Origin of the sequence: Arthrobacter rhizosphaerae, from assembly GCF_023062595.1 — a bacterium.
In the GTDB taxonomy this organism is placed as follows: Bacteria; Actinomycetota; Actinomycetes; order Actinomycetales; family Micrococcaceae; genus Arthrobacter; species Arthrobacter rhizosphaerae.
The window spans coordinates 20,936-36,370 of sequence record NZ_JALLAN010000026.1; the positions used below are offsets into that span (position 1 = coordinate 20,936).

A 15,435-nucleotide genomic window follows, 5' to 3' on the forward strand; every position below is an offset into this window, starting at 1 on the left:
GAGTAAGAAGGCTGGTCTCAAGACCATGTTGGTAGCGTGGATGCCAAGATTACGTGTGCCGCTGTTCCACTGAGAATGCTTAGAGTCGCGTTGCTTCGCCAGAGGTGCAGTCCTGCAGTGGTGACAAGTCCGGCCGCCACAGCGATATTCAGGGGCGTGATCGACACCGGCGTGTTTCGAACCGTGTAGAACACGAGGATGACCAAGACGCCCGGCGGCATATATTCGTTCAGATAGGGCAGCACGGCACTTCGACGCATCGGAGCAAGGAATGCGAAGGGAATAGCGCGCAGTGCCCATGTTATGAGCGAGCTGATGAGAATCGCGGCCAGAATGTAGGAAGTTTCAGGCACGTCGGTTCATCACTTTCAGGGCGGAATAGCGGGCCAGCAGGAACGCGACGAAGAGGATCATCGCCGCTACAAGCATGCCGTCGTTGAAGAACAGGTTGCCAACGACGGCGCATCCCAGCGCGACGAGCGGCACGGGCACGTTCTTTCGGTTGCGGCACATGTCGATGCAGAGGACCAGAAAGAACGCGGTAAGCGCAAAGTCGAGGCCAACAACACCCTCCGGGATGAAGGATCCGCCTAATGCTCCGATGGTGACGCTGGCTGCCCAGGTGATCTGGAAGCACGCTTGGACCGTCAGGATTCGCCGCCTGCTCCATGTCTGGGCTTCGCGGGATGTTGTCAGGGCCCAGGCGGAGTCTGTCAGCGTAAGCGTACTGTAGATCTTTGCGCCAATACCGTGGACCCTGCGCATGGGGAACGAAAGTGCGTAGAAAACGTGCCGGAAGTTTACGAGGAATGCGGTGAGCGCGACGGTTGTCAACGGTGCGACGGCGACAACCAGGCCCAGGAGGATGAACTCCAGGGACCCCGCGAAAATGACCGTGGAAAATACAGGGGCCCACCACCAGGCCAAGGGCGACTGTGCGACTGCAACGCCAAAGGCAAGACCCATGGGCAGGAGACCCATCATCGGGGGAAGGCAGAGGCGCATGGCCGCTGTGAAGTCCCGGGTTTTGGTCGGTGAATAATCACGAAGGGTGGGTTGAGCGGGTTGGGATTCCAATGAACAATCATAGGAAGATCGGCACCAAATAGGGTTGCTAAATAGTGCCCTATAGTGAAGATATGAGCAATCAAAGGAAGCTTGATGCCCTTGATCAGGAAATTATATTGCAGCTCTCAGAGGAAGGTCGTCTCACCAATCTCGAGCTAGCACGAAGGGTAGGGTTGACACCTGCTCCGTGCCTGCGGCGGGTGCAACGACTCGAAGCCGATGGAGTCATCGCCGGTTACCGGGCGGTCATCGACCCGGTGGCTGCTGGCCGGGGTTTCCGCGTCATCATGTCTGTCGAGATCACCATGACCGACCGACAGACGGTCGAGGACTTTGAGACAGCAGTTGCTGCCCTCCCTGAAGTGACAGAGGTCCGCCGTGTCTACGGAGTGCCGGACTACATTGTGATGGTGGATGTTGCCGACGGAAACGAGTACGAACGCTTCCAGACGCAGAAGATGACCAAGCTGCCGGGGATCCGGCACATCATTTCCCACCCCATGATGAAACTGATCAAAGGCCGTGGCTAACTGAGCTGTGTTCCCTTGCTTCCTTGGCGGCCGCAGTCTGGCTTCTGCGCCCTGCCAGCCAGATAGCCACGGTGTTCGTGGCAACGATTACCCCCATCCCAAGCCATTCGTGGAGTACAAGGATCTGTCCCAGTACTACCGTTCCGGAGAGCGCGGCGAGGATGGGGTTGATGCTCATGAAGACGCCGAAGAATCCCGCCGGCACGTGGCGGAGTGCGACGAGGTCGGCTGCATAGGGGACCACCGAGCAAAGGACCCCGGCCGCGACTGCATAGACAAGCGCCGGAGGGGTCAACGCTCCGTGAGCGAGGAGATAGCCCGCCACGGGCAGGTAAAAAACCAGGGATACCAGTGTTCCAGCGGCAGGAGCTTGCAAACCTGGCAGCCGCTCCCCAGCGACTCTGTTTAAGAGGATGTACGCTGCCCAGCAAACGGCGGCGGCCACGGCGACGGCAACTCCCGCGAAGTCGCTGCTAGGGCCCGGCATGACGAGAACGTACACACCCAGTCCCGCGCTGACCCCACACACCAGATCCCAACGGCTCCTTGAGGATAGAAGAGCGACCGCCAAGGGTCCGAGGAATTCCAGGGTAACGGCAAGCCCAAGTCCAATTCGGTCGATGGCGACATACAGACAGATGTTCATTAGCGCGGTCGCCGCTCCGAGCAGGAGTATTGGCCACCACTGTTGCCAGGTGAAGCGATGGAAGGCCGGCCGCGCAATGGGAAGGAGGACAGCGGCAGCCACGAGCTGCCGAACGGCCACGACGCCGGCCGGGCCGATGATTGGAAAGGCATGCGCACCAATCCCGGCGCCGATCTGATTGCTGAGTCCGCTTCCCGTCATCATCAGGACGCCACGGGCAATCGATGTGCTGGTGCGGTCATTCACTTGGCGCCGGTGGGACTGGGGCATACCTTGTACTGGCTGAGCTTCCATAACCCAAAGTTTCCCCGGCCGGACCATGGGTAAGAAATGTGTTCAACGGGCTTTTTATACGATGAGCGTATGGATGTTGAACTGCGGTACCTTCGTGCTCTGGTTGCTGTAGTGGATGCCCAGACGTTCACCGATGCCGCCATCGAGTTGGGAACGTCGCAGGCTGCGGTTTCCCGGTCTGTCGCAGCGCTGGAGCGGGCGCTGGGTATACGCATTCTGCAGAGGACTACACGGAGCATCACACCCACCCCTGCCGGGGAACGGATCATTGAACACGCCCGACGCGTCCTGGCTGAGATCGCGCTCCTTGAACATGCTGCCCGTGACGAACCGCGTGAACTGAAAATCGGTTATGCATGGTCGGCGCTCGGTGCCCGGACAGCAGCCCTGCAACGCAAGTGGGCACAAACCCACCCAGATGTGAGCCTGGTGTGGGTCCAGACGTATGCGGCTTCCGGAGGGTTGGCGGATGGCTCCGCCGACGTTGCTGTCGTAAGGCGCCCGTTCAGTGACAACCGCTTCGCTTCCACACCCATCGGCAAGGAAGGTCGCTACGCCGCCGTGGCCGCAGAGGATCCCCTGGCCCGGAGGCGTTTCCTCCGCATGGCCGACTTCGCCGGTCACACGCTGGCCGTCGACCAGCGAACAGGAACCACCACGGAAGACCTGTGGACTGGATCGGCGCGGCCGGCTTCGGTCCGCCAAGTGCAAGGTGTGGATGAATGGCTGATGCTCATCTCCACCGGACAAGCCATCGGCATGTCCTCTGAGGCCACCGCTGCGCAGAATCCGCGGCCTGGCGTCGTGTATCGGTTAGTCCGCGATGCCCCGCCGATCTCAGTTTTTCTTGTCTATCGGCGCGGCGATCCTTCAGCCCTCGTCGAAGATTTCACCAGACTTGCCCGGGATGCGTTTAGCCCTGACGATGCGGCTCAAACGACGCAAGGTCCGATCTGACTCAACCAGCGCCACCTCCGACTCCGAGTGCTTGCCAGGCCCTCATTTTTGAACGCGCTGGCGGTAACTTCTTGGTGTTTCCCCTAGGTCGTTGAGGAAGTGCCTGTTGAAGTTGGAGAGGTTGGAGAATCCCACCTCGTAGCAGATGGTGGAAATGGGAGTGTCCGTGGCTTCGAGGAGTCGTCGGGCGTGGGCAAGACGTAATTTGCGCACCAGGTCGCTGAAGTTCTGTCCGGTGGCGCGCTTGAAATACTTGGAGAAAGTGGGCTCGGACATTCCTACCAGGGACGCCGCTTCAGACATCCTGACGTCGCCGGCGTGGTTGTTGAAGACGTACTCGAGAATGATATCGACGACGGCGGCGGCCTGCCGGTCCAGTTGGGGCCGGAACCACTCATCTGCGAGGTAGAGGCGGTCTTCAAGCGGGGCGTGGGCAAGGACAGCGAACAGTTCGAACAGGTGGCGCAGCCGGGACAGTCCGTCGGATTTGCCCATGGCTTCGATGGACGCCGCTGCATTCTGCGCTGTTTGGCCCAGGAACTGGATCCCCCGCGATGACTGATCCAGGAGCAGGTGGACTTCGGCGAGCTCGGGTATCAGGGCGGCGCACTGCTGGATCCATTTACCGTCGAACTGGATGACGGCGTCCCGTCGTTCCAGGACCTCACCGGGCTGAAGGTCGCTGACCCAGTCGTGGGGGAGTCCGGACCCGATGAGGGCAACATGGCCGGCTTCAAACGTGCCGATGTGGTCACCCACGATGAATTTTCCTGTTCCCTTGCGGATCAGGTGGATCTCATATTCGGGGTGGTAGTTCCAGCGTGCAATGGGACTCGGATAGTCGTGTTCATGCCACCTTACGGAGTGGTTTGGATCGGTCGGGATGACCTCACGGTTGGCCTGCATTCCGAGAAGGCGCTCGGCGAGCCTGGCAGCGGCGCCTTCGGGGGAGCCGGCGTCAACTGAAACGGCTGTGGCCATGGCGAGTCTCCAAAATCATGCTCAAGTTTCCGAAAATAATGCTTATGAACTGCGGACAGGAAGACTGCCGCTCTTCCCTATGATAGCGCTGATGCTAATGCCACCCCCGGAAAATTTGTATCAGAAATCAGCAAGAGGGGCGCTAGTTGTGCCCTATCCCACACGCCTAATCTTGAAGTACATCAGCGAGGCATGTCCCCCTACTTAGTCTCTGCCTCGCGCTTCAGCCCACCGCCTGACACAGCAGTCAGCGGATGGGTTGTGCACCCCCTGAAGAACAAAGGAGTCCTGAATGCGCCCGAAAATTCGCGCTGCCACCCTCGCCGCTGGTGCCCTGACACTGGCCCTGACTGCCTCAGCCTGTTCGGGCGCCGGTGGAGGCACCTCTGCCGGTGACCAGAACAGCATCAACGTCCTGATGGTGAACAACCCCCAGATGGAGGACCTGCAAAAGCTCACGGCAGATAACTTCACCAAGGAAACCGGCATCAAGGTCAACTACACGATCCTGCCGGAGAACGATGTCCGGGCCAAGATCAGCCAGGAATTCTCCAGCCAGGCCGGCCAGTACGACGTCGCCTCCCTGTCCAACTACGAGATCCCGTTCTACTCAGCCAACGGCTGGCTGGCACCCCTGGACAACGTGGCCAAGGATGCTGAGTTCAACCAGGACGACATCCTCCCCGCCTACACCGCTTCCCTCACGGGCAAGGACGGCAAGCTCTACGGCGAGCCGTTCTACGGTGAGTCATCCTTCCTGATGTACCGCAAGGACATCTTTGAGGCCAAGGGATTGAAGATTTCAGAAAAGCCGACATGGGATGAGGTTGCGGCACTCGCAGCCCAAGCAGACGGAGCAGAGCCGGGAATGAAGGGAATCTGCCTCCGTGGCCAGCCAGGCTGGGGCCAGGTGTTCGCACCGCTGACCACAGTGGTGAACACGTTCGGTGGCACCTGGTTCGATAAGGACTGGAACGCCCAGGTCGACTCTCCTGAGTTCAAGGCTGCGACAGAGTTCTACGTGGATTTGGTGAAGAAGCATGGTGAGGCCGGAGCCGCGCAGGCAGGTTTCACCGAGTGCCTGAACAACATGAGCCAGAGCAAGGTAGCCATGTGGTACGACGCCACCTCGGCCGCCGGTTCGCTTGAGGCCGACGCTTCACCGGTGAAGGGCAAGATCGGCTACGTCCAGGCCCCGGTCAAGGAAACGAAGTCTTCAGGCTGGCTGTGGACCTGGTCATGGGGTGTGCAGGCTGCGTCCAAGAAGCAGGACGCCGCCGGCAAGTTCATCGCGTGGGCCAGCTCGCAGAAGTACGAAGAGCTGGTTGCCTCCAAGCTGGGCTGGGCCAAGGTTCCCTCCGGCAAGAGAATCTCCACCTACGAGAACGCCGAGTTCCAGAAGGCCGCCCCGTTCTTTGAAGCTGAACGCTCAGCCATCGAGAACGCCGACCCGAAGAATCCAGGCGCTCAGGAACGTCCCGTGGTGGGCATCCAGTTCGTCGGTATTCCCGAATTCGCGGACCTGGGCACCACCGTTTCGCAAGGCATCAGCTCCGCTATTGCCGGCCAGGGCACGGTCGAAGATGCGCTGGCCAAGGGCCAGGAAGCCGCACAAAAAATCGGCGACAAGTACAAGAAGTAGCACCCACACCAACCGCGTCTGTGGCCCGGCTCCGGCCGGGCCACAGAAACGCAGGAGACCATCATGACAACCGCACCAGCGCGCATCTCCCCGACCGGACACAGCGCAACCAGACCTTCCAGGAACGCCAAATCACGTGAACGTGCCATGGCGTGGGCACGGAGAGCACCGCTGCTGCCGGCCCTGATCTTCGTCATCATCGTCACGCAGCTTCCATTCGTGGTGACGCTGATCATTTCGTTCCTCAACTGGAACAGCCTCCGCCCGGATCAGTCGGGCTTCGCGGGCTTCAGTAACTACGTTGAAGTCCTCACGAACGCCGACCTGCGCCAGGCCATTCTGACCACCATCGTCCTGACCGTCTCCGTCGTCCTGGCCAGCCTCGCCATCGGGCTGGGCCTAGCCTTGCTGCTGGACAAGAAGTTCATCGGCCGAGGACTGGCCCGGACCTTGCTGATCGCACCATTCCTCGTGGTCCCGGTGGCCGCCGCGCTGGTCTGGAAGCACGCACTCCTCAACCCCACCTACGGATTGATCAACGGCACCTTGACCTGGATCTGGTCCCTGTTCGGCAGCGACACTCCGCCGCAGCCGGACCTCCTCTCCCAGGCCCCTCTGATGGCCGTCATCCTGTCGTTGGTCTGGCAGTGGACCCCCTTTATGATGCTGATCCTGCTCGCGGGCCTGCAGTCGCGCCCCATGGACACCGTGGAAGCCGCTCAGATGGACGGTGCCACCCCCTGGGACATCTTCCGGCACCTCACCCTGCCGCACCTGCGCCAGTACCTGGAGCTCGGTGGTCTGCTCGGCGCCATCTACATCGTGCAGAACTTCGACGCCGTCTTTACTCTCACATCAGGCGGCCTAGGCACCGCTAACCTGCCCTACGCCGTGTACCAGACGTTCTACTTTGCCAACGAATACGGCCTGGCGTCCGCCGCCGGCGTCGTGGTGGTCATCGGCACCATCATTGTGGCCACCTTCGCACTCCGCACCGTCTTTTCACTCTTCAAGAAGGAGGCAGCACGATGAGCACCCTCACCCCAGCTGCACCGCAGAGCACACCTCCCGGCCCGACCGCGCTCAATACCGGCCGCAGTCCACGTCGCGGCAAGTCCCGCATGGACCCGACCCGCAACAACACAGCCGCCGGCGTCGCAGCCTGGCTGCTGGCCCTACTCTTCGCGGCTCCCGTTCTGTGGATGATCTTGACCTCCTTCCACTCAGAGACCGACGCCGCCACCAACCCGCCCTCGATCGCAGCGGACATCACCCTCGACGCGTACCAGGAATTCTTCGGCGCAAGCTCCGGTGTCAGCCCATGGCCGCCGTTGATCAACTCCGCGACAGCATCCATTTTCTCCACGGTCCTGGTCCTCGTGCTCGCGATCCCGGCTGCTTACGCGCTGTCCATCCGCCCGATCAAAAAGTGGACCGACGTGATGTTCTTCTTCCTGTCCACCAAGATGATGCCCGTGGTGGCCGCCATCCTGCCCCTGTTCCTGTTCGCAAAAACTGCAGGAGCCCTCGACAACATCTGGTTCCTGGTCCTGATGTACACCTCCATGAACCTGCCGATCGCAGTCTGGATGATGCGTTCGTTCCTCGCAGAAGTCCCGGTGGAAATGCTTGAGGCATCTCAGATCGACGGCGCCGGACTGCTCCTGACGCTCCGGAAGATCGTCGCCCCCGTGGCCATGCCAGGCATTGCCGCCACCGCTCTGATCTGCTTCATCTTCAGCTGGAACGAACTCCTCCTGGCTCGGGTCCTCACCGGAGTCATGGCGGGAACCGCACCAGTGTTCCTCACCGGCTTCGTCTCAAGCCAAGGCCTGTTCCTGGCGAAAGTCTGCGCCGCCGCCGTCGTGATCTCCCTGCCGGTCCTGTTCGCAGGCTTCGCCGCCCAGGACAAACTCGTCCAGGGCCTCTCCCTCGGCGCCGTCAAGTAACCGTCCTCCCGCCACATTCCTAAGGACCCTCCCGATGACAACACCCACTGCACAGTCCCCGGCGCTCGGTACGGATGTGCCTGCAACGATGCGCGCATCCGTCCTGAAGCGCCAGGGCGAAATGGCAATGGAAACCCTGGACGTCCCGACGCTGGAGGCGGACCAGGTCCTGGTGCAGGTCGCCGCGGTCGGCGTCTGCGGCAGCGACGTCCACTACTACGAGCACGGCCGGATCGGCGACTACGTCGTGGACCACCCGCTGATCCTCGGTCACGAACTCTCCGGTCGGATCGCCGCCGTCGGAAGCGCCGTCGACCCTGCCCGCATAGGCCAGCGCGTCGCCGTCGAACCCCAGCGGCCCTGCCGAAAATGTGTCCAATGCAAGGCCGGGCGGTACAACCTCTGCCCGGACATCGAGTTCTATGCCACCCCGCCGATCGACGGCGCGTTCGCCGAGTACGTGACCATCCAGTCCGACTTCGCCTACGACATCCCGGACAGCGTCAGCGATGAAGCAGCAGCGCTTATCGAGCCGCTCTCCGTTGGCCTGTGGGCCTGCGAACGGGCCGGAATCCGCCCGGGAAGCCGGGTGCTCATTGCGGGCGCCGGCCCCATCGGCATCATCGCAGCTCAGGCGGCCAGGGCTTTCGGTGCGACGGAAATCTACATCAGTGACATCGCGGAGGACCGCCTCGCCTTTGCCCTCGACCACGGCGCCACCCACGCGCTGAACGCTCGAACCGACAGCGTGGAAGGGCTCGACGTCGATGCGTTCATTGACGCCTCCGGTGCCCCGCAGGCGGTCCGCTCCGGAATCAAGGCCGTAGCCCCCGCCGGCAGGGTCATCCTCGTCGGGCTGGGGGCAGACGACGTCGAACTCCCCGTCTCCTTCATCCAGAACCGGGAGATCTGGGTCTCCGGCGTGTTCCGCTACACCAACACCTGGCCCCTGGCCATCCAACTTATCGCCGACGGCAAAGTGAATCTGGACATCCTGGTCACCGGAAAATTCGCCCTCGCCGACTCCGAAAAGGCACTCAACGCCGGCAAACAACCAGGACAACTCAAAGCAGTCGTCTACCCGGGCCGCTGATGGAGGCCAGCGCTGCAGTGGGGCCTGGGAGTCAGGCCCTTCTGGCACCACAGATCCAGACGGCAATTGCTGATCTCCGCGACCGCGTCTCGGCCGGAAACCGAACATTACTTGGAATCACCGGAGCCCCGGGATCAGGAAAATCCACATTTGCCGCACGGCTGGCGGAGCTCCTGGGCGCAGACGTCGCGGCGGTGGTCCCGATGGATGGTTTCCACCTGAGCAATGCAGTCATTGACGGTGGGCCGTTCCTGGACCGAAAAGGTGCAATCGAAACCTTCGATGTCGGCGGATATGCGTCTTTGCTTCAGCGCCTGGCGCAGCCGGTTGAACCCGCAGTTTACGCTCCGGCATTCAGTCGTTCCCTCGATGAACCGATCGCTGCCTCAATTACGATCCCTGCGGATCTTCCTCTCGTCATCACCGAAGGAAACTATCTGCTGACGGACGGACAAGGGTGGCAGAGGATCAGGGAGTATCTGGATGAAGTCTGGTACATCGAAAGCCCGGAGACCCTTCGTCACCGACGCCTTTTAGAACGGCACATGCTGTTCGGTAAGGACCCTTCGGACGCTGAAAAGTGGACGCAGGGAACTGACCAATTCAACGCCGAACTAGTGCACGCCACACGGCATAAAGCGGACAGAATCATTCCCTGGTCCTGACCAGGGAGAAGAACACGGCAAGGAAGCTGTTATGCGATCCCACAATCTGACATCTGAATCCCTTCCGCCCCGAGATGCGGTGTTAACGGTGATAGGTGAATCCCTCGTCGACGTCATCATCGACTCGCGCAATTCCGCAGAGGCGACTTCGCATGCGGGCGGGAGCCCGATGAATGTTGCTGTGGGGAGCGCGCGACTGGGGTTGGCAACGAGCTTGGTAACACATTACGCAGACGACCCTAACGGGCTTCTGATTGACAGACACCTGCACTCAAATGGTGTGTCCGTCATCAGAGGCGGAAACGCCTCCACTTCGACGGCGACAGCGACGCTTGGTCCCGAAGGCGCCGCCACGTACGCCTTCAACATCAGTTGGGACCTGAACGGGGCATCACTCGCTGCTTTGGCCACCGTCCATACTTCCGCCCACGTTCACACAGGATCCATTGCCTCTGTTCTCGCCCCGGGCGATCACACGACTCTTTCCCTCCTGGATGCTGCCAAGGAAAACGCCACTATCAGCTACGATCCCAACTGCCGCCCTGCAATCAGCCCCGATGTGGAAGCGGCACGCAGCCGGGCCGAACTCTTCGTAGCGTCCAGCGATGTAGTCAAGGCCAGCGACGAGGACCTGACCTGGCTCTACCCGCATCGCTCCCCGGAGGACAGCCTGGCTGCCTGGCTGGAACTCGGGCCATCCTTGGTTGCCCTGACCCGGGGCCCGGCCGGTCCGGTCATCGTTACCCGAAACGGACGGGTGGACATCTCGTCGGAAACTGTCGCCGTGGCCGACACTGTCGGGGCGGGGGACTCCTTTATGGCGGCCCTGATCGCCGGACTTGCACAACTCGAAGCCCTGAGTTCCGCCGGAAGGCAACGGCTGCGGGCACTCACCCTCGCCGAAGTGCATGCCCTGGCCGTTTATGCCAACCGGGCGGCCGCGATCACCTGCTCACGGCCGGGGGCAAACCCACCGCATGCGGCGGAACTAAGTCCACTCACCGCAACAGCACTGGTAAAGGGATCATGACGCCATGCTGACCCTTAGTGACAAATCCCTTCCGGCGCTCTCGTCTTCTTTAACCACGCCCCGCTATGACCGTTCCCGCCTTACCGCGGGCATTGTCCACTTCGGCGTGGGCGGCTTCCACCGCGCTCACCAGGCCATGTACCTGGACCGGCTAATGAACGCCGGCAAGGCGCAGGACTGGGCAATCTGTGGTGTCGGTGTCCTGCCCTCAGATGCACGTATGAAAAAGGTGATGGACGATCAGGACTGCCTCTACACCCTGGTCGTGAAAAACCCGGACGGAAGCCGGGAAGGGCGGGTCATCGGCTCTATCATCGAATACCTCTTCGCCCCGGAGGATCCGGAGGCCGTCATTGAGAAGATGGCCTCTGAGGAAATCCGAATCGTCTCGCTCACTGTCACCGAAGGCGGCTACAACTTCCATCACGTTACTGGCGACTTCGACGCGGACAATCCCGATGTGCTGCACGATCTTCAGCCCGGAGCAGCGCCGCAGACAACCTTCGGCCTCATCACGGAGGCACTCGCCAGGCGGCGGGCACGCGGGCTCATGCCTTTCACAGTCATGTCCTGCGACAATATCCAAGCCAACGGTCATGTTGCCCAGAAAATGTTCACGGCCTTTGCCCGACTCAAAGACCCGGCTTTGGGGGAGTGGGTGGCAAACAACGTCCCCTTTCCTAACAGCATGGTGGATCGCATCACACCGGTGACCGCTGAGGCAGAGCGCGCCGCCATCGCCGAGGAATTCGGTATCAACGATTCCTGGCCCGTGGTGTGCGAACCGTTCGAGCAATGGGTCCTCGAGGACCATTTCAACCTCGGACGCCCGCCGCTTGAAGAGGCCGGGGTCCAGCTCGTGCACGACGTAGAACCATACGAACTCATGAAGCTCCGCCTGCTCAACGCCAGCCACCAGGGCATGTGCTACTTCGGCTACCTCGCCGGTTACCGGTACGCGCATGAAGTCGCCCAGGACGATTTGTTCGCTCAGTTCCTGCTTGACTACATGGACAAAGAAGCAACACCGACACTGCAGCCGGTTCCCGGGATCAATCTCGACGATTACAAGCGCACGCTCATCGAGCGTTTCTCGAACGAACACGTCAAGGACACGCTGACCCGGTTGTGCGCGGAAAGCTCGGACAGGATTCCCAAGTGGCTCCTGCCTGTCATACGCAGGAATCTGGAGAACGGCGGCGAAATTCAGCGGTCCGCAGCCATCGTCGCCAGCTGGGCCCGCTACGACGAAGGTGTTGACGAGCAGGGAAACCCCATCGACATCATTGACAGGCTTAAGGAGCCGTTGATTGCGGCAGCGAAGCTGCAGCACGAGAATCCGTTGGCATTTGTCTCTGACCCGGACATCTTTGGCGACCTGAAAAACAGCCCTCGCTTCGTAGCGGCGTACCTTGAGGCCCTCCAGGACCTCCACTCCGGGGGCGCCAGGACTGCACTGGAACGTCTGAGGCTACCGTCCAAGTAGTCGCCATGCTCAACGTACTTGGAATCGTGCTGCCTCGAAATCATCGCAATAATGCGACAGGCATCCCGATGTTCAGTGGACACTCGATGAAACAATCATGGAAGGAAACACGGTAGCCGCGAGATTTGTCTTGGAAGGAACACATCGTGGAGACTTCCTGGGTGTACCGGCAACTGGAAAATCGATCCAGTCTGAGGCGATGAACATTTATGGCTTCACGAACGATCAAATCACCGAAGAGCACGGACTCCCCGACCTATTCGGGCTGATGATGCAAATCCAGCCCACGGTCTCACCAGCGGCGGCCAGAACTAGAGCAGCAACGAGAGTACCCCCGCAGTAAGTTGGAATCGTTGGCTTCCACGCTCAGACATAGATTGCGACCTTGGATTTCCCAGTCCTTCCGGACGGAATCAAAGCAGGAACCGGTTCTCATCTATTTGAACCCGTCCTGTCCTAATGCTGATAGTCAACGTTTCGTCGCCGTCGCCGGTAACGGAGCCTGCATATTCCCCCAACTGGTCGTCACTGGTACTGATTTGGTACCATGGTGCTATGGCAATGAATCTGCGTGTCCCCGAAGATCTGGATCGGCGTTTGGACCAGCTTGCGGCCGAGGAACACACGTCTAAGTCTGCGTTGCTGCTCCAGGGTGCCGAGCTTGTGCTCCAGCGTCATCGGCGCCGCCGTGACATTGGCGAGGGCCTTGATTTTGTCATAAGCCATGACGCTGAGCTTTTGACGCGCCTTGAGGATGCGTGACCAGGTACCTCGAGATCGAGGACGCGCTGCAGGTTGTTGACCGGTACGGTTTTCATATCCGCGACATCGGGCTCCTCGCCTCGGCACTGGCACGGCCGACCACCACGGTCATGGGTGTGGAGGCGTATCCGCAGTTAGCGGCGAAGGCGGCGGCTCTCCTGGAGTCGGTGGCGCGGTTCCATCCCCTGATCGACGGCAACAAGCGTACGGCGTGGACGCTGATGGTCCTGATGCTCTGGATCAACGGCTACAGGCATGACTTCAGCACAGACGAGGCCTTCAATCTCGTCGTTGGGGTGGCCGCCGGCGTCGTCTCCCTGCAGGACAGTGCGGAGTTGATTGCCTCGCATCTCGTGAAACGGTAGCAGTGCATTTTGCCTGCAGCTCCGAAGTGCTTGGAACAGGCAAAAAGTAAGTGTGGACAATGTCCACACTTTTGGCTTCGGACGGGGTCGTACATCGGCCGGACTGGCTCGGATTGCCTATGTTTTCGGGAGTTCCCAGTGTTTGCAGGGCTGGAATGCGGTTCTTGTCCCACCTCGGGCACAGCAGATCCCCTCGTCGGAGGGGGTTTTTGCTTTAACGTGTGTACAAAGCTTGTGGTGGCGTCCCTCTGACGCTGGTGCGCGGGCTGTGGCCTGGCCGCCGCGGTGGCCTATTCAAGTGTGGGGTGGCGGGTTCAAGTCCCTGGCTAGTGGGCTCTCCGGCTGCTGTGATGCGGCTATCCGTCCTCTTTTCTGTCTTCTTCGACGGGCCCTATTGGCCATCAGACATTCATGGCTTGGCATCCTGCTGTCGACATGACCAAGCGGAATTTCGTTGTAGGTGTTCCGTCCGTTAGTTGCTTCTCTGTGAACTCAGGCATGGCGGTAGCAGCGTTTTGTCCGGTCAAAGGGGGTGTGGACAGTGTCCACACTTAACTCTGCTTTTTGCTGCTGTTCTTTCGGGCTTCGCTATTGAATTTTCGTTCTCCCATCCATGCGATCTATGCGGAATGACTCATAGGATGGCGGCTATCGGCCTGCCCAGTGATTGCGACCCGTGGACCTTCTCGTTGCAGATGCGTTTGGGACTGGCCAAGGCAAAGAGTGGGCTCAAAGAGAAGAGGGCCGGACAGAGCGTCAGCCCCGGGATCCTCTCCGCCGCCCCGGCCAGATCAACAGGAGCATGGGGGAGTGAGTTGCCGACGGAGTCCTGCGAAGTGCGCCTGCCAGGAGCTACGGGTCAGAGGGAAACAAAAAAGTGGAGCTGGCATTGCCCGGCGAACGCAGTATGCCCCTCTCCCCGTCAGAAGAACTGTGACCGGAAGGCTCGAACGTCATCTTGAAGCAGGTACTCGAGAAAGCGTAGTACAAGAGCACCAAATGAGAGACGTACGCTGGAATCATGGCCACCGTGAACGCCAACGGCATCGATCTTTACTATGAGGAGTCAGGGGATGGGACCCCCATCCTCGGTATCCATGGGACCCCCAGTTCGGCCGCCCTGTGGGAGGATGCAGCAGCAGTCCTGGCCAAACACGGCCGATGCATCATCTACGACCGTCGAGGGTTTCACCGCAGCGAGCGACCGGATCCGTTCGAGAAGAGCGACCTGGCGGAACAGGTCGACGATGCCGCAGCTCTGCTTGATGCCCTGTCGGCCACGCCCGCCGTGGTCATCGGCCGCAGCACCGGCGGTCAGATCGCCCTGGAACTCGCGCGACGCCACCCGAGCCGCGTGGAAGCCCTGGTGTTGCTGGAAGCTGCGGTGTTCACGATAGATCCTGAGGCCAGCGCCTGGGCCGCCGAACTCCGCCGCACCGTCCTGCGGGCGGCACAGAAGGATCCATACTCCGTTGCCGAGACCGTCTTACGCATTGCGTTGGGCGACCAAGTCTGGGATTCCCTGCCCCCGGAACTCAAGCAAATGTTCGCCAGGAGCAGCCCCGCAGTGCTCGCGGAGATCAGGGGCACGGGTCTGGATCTTAGCGCGGAGAGCCTCGTGCTCACCGAGCAGGACCTGGCGGAAATAGCCCAACCGACATTGATCGTCTCCTCCGAGGACTCACCGGACGTCCTACGGCTGGTCAATTCACACCTGGCAAAGGGGCTACCACACGCTGAGACGCTACTCGTCACGGGCGGCCACCTCATCAATCCCGCGCACCCAGGCGTACTGGACTTCATCGACCGACTGAGCGGCCGGCCGTCGCCCCCTTAGCATGGGGGGGTGCCTCTATGTTTTTCGTCAAGCCGCTGACGGCAGATTCCGTGGTTCCGGTTCCTGGTAGAGGGTTCCGTCTCGGAGCATGGCGAAGAGGACGTCTGAGCGGCGGCGTGCGAGGGCGATG

Annotated in this window: 16 protein-coding genes and 1 pseudogene; 13 read left to right on the top strand and 4 right to left on the bottom strand. The window is 60.8% G+C overall.

Annotated elements, in window-relative coordinates; genetic code table 11:
- Window positions 1-17: 17 nt before the first annotated feature.
- The gene (locus MU551_RS22580; RefSeq protein ID WP_247048811.1) at window positions 18-353 is read right to left on the bottom strand and encodes a branched-chain amino acid transporter permease; all 336 of its coding nucleotides are present in this window, start codon (window positions 351-353) and stop codon (window positions 18-20) included.
- Window positions 346-1,077: an AzlC family ABC transporter permease gene (locus MU551_RS22585; RefSeq protein ID WP_247048812.1), complete on the bottom strand. Its 732-nt coding sequence runs from the start codon at window positions 1,075-1,077 to the stop codon at window positions 346-348. Before MU551_RS22585 ends, MU551_RS22580 begins: the two co-directional genes overlap by 8 nt.
- Window positions 1,078-1,139: 62 nt before the next feature.
- Between MU551_RS22585 and MU551_RS22595 the strand changes: the two genes are divergently transcribed.
- Window positions 1,140-1,598, top strand: a complete 459-nt coding sequence (locus MU551_RS22595; RefSeq protein WP_281507426.1) for an Lrp/AsnC family transcriptional regulator — start codon at window positions 1,140-1,142, stop codon at window positions 1,596-1,598.
- Here MU551_RS22595 and MU551_RS22600 read toward each other — a convergent pair.
- Window positions 1,582-2,538, bottom strand: a complete 957-nt coding sequence (locus tag MU551_RS22600; RefSeq protein WP_247048813.1) for an EamA family transporter — start codon at window positions 2,536-2,538, stop codon at window positions 1,582-1,584. The genes MU551_RS22595 and MU551_RS22600 overlap by 17 nt on opposite strands.
- Before the next feature lie 69 nt (window positions 2,539-2,607).
- Between MU551_RS22600 and MU551_RS22605 the strand changes: the two genes are divergently transcribed.
- Entirely contained in the window at window positions 2,608-3,495 is an 888-nt protein-coding gene (locus MU551_RS22605) for a LysR family transcriptional regulator (protein WP_247048814.1), read from the top strand.
- Between the two features lie 42 nt (window positions 3,496-3,537).
- Here MU551_RS22605 and MU551_RS22610 read toward each other — a convergent pair whose 3' ends face one another.
- On the bottom strand, window positions 3,538-4,476 hold the full coding sequence (locus tag MU551_RS22610) for an AraC family transcriptional regulator (RefSeq protein ID WP_247048815.1): 939 nt from the start codon (window positions 4,474-4,476) through the stop codon (window positions 3,538-3,540).
- A 292-nt stretch (window positions 4,477-4,768) separates the two neighbouring features.
- Between MU551_RS22610 and MU551_RS22615 the strand changes: the two genes are divergently transcribed.
- The 11 genes and pseudogenes from MU551_RS22615 (at window position 4,769) to MU551_RS22660 (ending at window position 15,305) form a co-directional block, all read left to right on the top strand.
- A complete protein-coding gene (locus MU551_RS22615) occupies window positions 4,769-6,118 on the top strand; it encodes an ABC transporter substrate-binding protein (protein ID WP_247048816.1) in 1,350 nt (449 codons plus the stop codon).
- Window positions 6,119-6,181: 63 nt separating this feature from the next.
- On the top strand, window positions 6,182-7,150 hold the full coding sequence (locus tag MU551_RS22620; protein WP_247048817.1) for a carbohydrate ABC transporter permease: 969 nt from the start codon (window positions 6,182-6,184) through the stop codon (window positions 7,148-7,150).
- Window positions 7,147-8,067, top strand: a complete 921-nt coding sequence (locus tag MU551_RS22625; protein ID WP_247048818.1) for a carbohydrate ABC transporter permease — start codon at window positions 7,147-7,149, stop codon at window positions 8,065-8,067. Before MU551_RS22620 ends, MU551_RS22625 begins: the two co-directional genes overlap by 4 nt.
- A gap of 34 nt (window positions 8,068-8,101) precedes the next feature.
- On the top strand, window positions 8,102-9,160 hold the full coding sequence (locus MU551_RS22630) for an NAD(P)-dependent alcohol dehydrogenase (protein ID WP_247048819.1): 1,059 nt from the start codon (window positions 8,102-8,104) through the stop codon (window positions 9,158-9,160).
- A gap of 17 nt (window positions 9,161-9,177) precedes the next feature.
- On the top strand, window positions 9,178-9,825 hold the full coding sequence (locus tag MU551_RS22635) for a nucleoside/nucleotide kinase family protein (protein WP_247048820.1): 648 nt from the start codon (window positions 9,178-9,180) through the stop codon (window positions 9,823-9,825).
- 31 nt (window positions 9,826-9,856) lie between these two features.
- A complete protein-coding gene (locus tag MU551_RS22640) occupies window positions 9,857-10,855 on the top strand; it encodes a carbohydrate kinase family protein (protein WP_247048821.1) in 999 nt (332 codons plus the stop codon).
- A gap of 4 nt (window positions 10,856-10,859) precedes the next feature.
- Window positions 10,860-12,341: a mannitol dehydrogenase family protein gene (locus MU551_RS22645; protein WP_247048822.1), complete on the top strand. Its 1,482-nt coding sequence runs from the start codon at window positions 10,860-10,862 to the stop codon at window positions 12,339-12,341.
- 73 nt (window positions 12,342-12,414) lie between these two features.
- Window positions 12,415-12,684, top strand: a pseudogene (locus tag MU551_RS23685) (ester cyclase); the annotation flags it as partial.
- A gap of 212 nt (window positions 12,685-12,896) precedes the next feature.
- Window positions 12,897-13,103: a ribbon-helix-helix protein, CopG family gene (locus tag MU551_RS22650; RefSeq protein WP_247048823.1), complete on the top strand. Its 207-nt coding sequence runs from the start codon at window positions 12,897-12,899 to the stop codon at window positions 13,101-13,103.
- The gene (locus MU551_RS22655) at window positions 13,100-13,468 is read left to right on the top strand and encodes a type II toxin-antitoxin system death-on-curing family toxin (protein ID WP_247048824.1); all 369 of its coding nucleotides are present in this window, start codon (window positions 13,100-13,102) and stop codon (window positions 13,466-13,468) included. The genes MU551_RS22650 and MU551_RS22655 overlap by 4 nt, the downstream gene beginning before the upstream one ends.
- Before the next feature lie 1,021 nt (window positions 13,469-14,489).
- Window positions 14,490-15,305 carry an alpha/beta fold hydrolase gene (locus MU551_RS22660; RefSeq protein ID WP_247048825.1) on the top strand — a complete coding sequence of 272 codons (816 nt, stop codon included), beginning with the start codon at window positions 14,490-14,492 and terminating at the stop codon, window positions 15,303-15,305.
- The last annotated feature ends 130 nt before the right edge of the window (window positions 15,306-15,435 follow it).

Bases quoted from the DNA above. Each gene is read 5' to 3' on its own strand.
- MU551_RS22640 (WP_247048821.1), top strand. From the start codon at position 9,857: ATGCGATCCCACAATCTGACATCTGAATCCCTTCCGCCCCGAGATGCG.
- MU551_RS22595 (WP_281507426.1), top strand. From the start codon at position 1,140: ATGAGCAATCAAAGGAAGCTTGATGCCCTTGATCAGGAAATTATATTG.
- MU551_RS22645 (WP_247048822.1), top strand. From the start codon at position 10,860: ATGCTGACCCTTAGTGACAAATCCCTTCCGGCGCTCTCGTCTTCTTTA.
- MU551_RS22650 (WP_247048823.1), top strand. From the start codon at position 12,897: ATGGCAATGAATCTGCGTGTCCCCGAAGATCTGGATCGGCGTTTGGAC.
- MU551_RS22620 (WP_247048817.1), top strand. From the start codon at position 6,182: ATGACAACCGCACCAGCGCGCATCTCCCCGACCGGACACAGCGCAACC.
- MU551_RS22600 (WP_247048813.1), bottom strand. From the start codon at position 2,538: ATGGAAGCTCAGCCAGTACAAGGTATGCCCCAGTCCCACCGGCGCCAA.
- MU551_RS22615 (WP_247048816.1), top strand. From the start codon at position 4,769: ATGCGCCCGAAAATTCGCGCTGCCACCCTCGCCGCTGGTGCCCTGACA.
- MU551_RS22660 (WP_247048825.1), top strand. From the start codon at position 14,490: ATGGCCACCGTGAACGCCAACGGCATCGATCTTTACTATGAGGAGTCA.
- MU551_RS22630 (WP_247048819.1), top strand. From the start codon at position 8,102: ATGACAACACCCACTGCACAGTCCCCGGCGCTCGGTACGGATGTGCCT.
- MU551_RS22605 (WP_247048814.1), top strand. From the start codon at position 2,608: ATGGATGTTGAACTGCGGTACCTTCGTGCTCTGGTTGCTGTAGTGGAT.
- MU551_RS22610 (WP_247048815.1), bottom strand. From the start codon at position 4,476: ATGGCCACAGCCGTTTCAGTTGACGCCGGCTCCCCCGAAGGCGCCGCT.
- MU551_RS22625 (WP_247048818.1), top strand. From the start codon at position 7,147: ATGAGCACCCTCACCCCAGCTGCACCGCAGAGCACACCTCCCGGCCCG.